The sequence below is a fragment of the Halorubrum sp. Atlit-26R genome, assembly GCF_003666015.1.
Classification (GTDB): Archaea; Halobacteriota; Halobacteria; order Halobacteriales; family Haloferacaceae; genus Halorubrum.
On the sequence record NZ_QPLT01000102.1, the window covers coordinates 1 to 1,018 of the forward strand.

Genomic DNA, 1,018 nt, shown 5'->3' on the forward strand with positions numbered 1-1,018 from the left:
TTCTACTCCGACGTGTCGCCCGCATCTGGGCTTCACACGACCGGGACAGATATGGCGCGGTTGCTCCAAGCGCATCTACACGGTGGCGTCGTCGACGGCGAACGGATTCTCTCGGAGCGCGCGGTCGCCTCGATGCACCGGCAGTGGTTCACCCCGCACGAGCGGGTCGACGGGATGGCGTTCGGACTCTTCGAGCGATCGCGTGGTGATACTCGACTAGTTCGTCACGGCGGCAGTGTCACACAGTTCGCCACTGAGTTCGCATTGATCTCAGAGGAAGATGTCGGCATCTTCTTCGTCGCCCACGGCAACGAAGCATCCGGCGCGAAGCAGGAAGTCGTAGACGCACTGCTCGACCAGTTCGCACCCGTTGATTCGAGCGGAGCGCAACGGACACCCGACGGGATGCCCGAGCGTGCCGACGAACTCGAAGGTCGGTACCGGTCGGTGAACACGACTGACACCGTCAGTGCCGAGAAGCTCGTCTACGGTCTGCTCACGGGCCAACCAGTCGATGTCCGAATCGCTAACGACGGGCGGCTCGTAACTGAACAGGGAGACAGGACCGACGAATGGGTCGAAGTTGAACCGCTCGTCTTCGAGCACGTCGAGGAAGATTCGACGCTGCTGTTCCGTGAGACGGATGGTGACGTGACTCATCTACTGAACGGGCTGAGCGCATACGAGCAGATCGGCTACCACGAGCAGCTATCGGTACAGGGGTGGCTAACTGTGGCGGCGTCTGTCATCGCGCTGACCGGGTTGGTGGGATGGCCGGCGGCTCGCGGGTGGCGTTGGTATCGCGGTGGTGAGTCACCACCGCAATCTGTTACTCGCGCTCGGTGGGTGGCTGGCGCAGGCCTCGCCGGGCTCTTACTGTTTGTGTTGTCCTTTGTCGGTGTCATCGTCGCCGTGGCGTCAATGGACAGGCCGACGCTGTTCAATCGTCCGCCCGCGTGGTTCGACGTCGTGTTCGTCGTGCCGACGCTGGGAGTCATCGCTACCGCTGGCGCAGTCG

The 1,018-nt window shown here is 62.6% G+C and carries 1 pseudogene; it reads left to right on the top strand.

From position 1 onward, the window contains the following. Positions 1-51 precede the first annotated feature (51 nt). Positions 52-1,018: pseudogene (locus DVK07_RS19530) on the top strand (serine hydrolase); the annotation flags it as partial.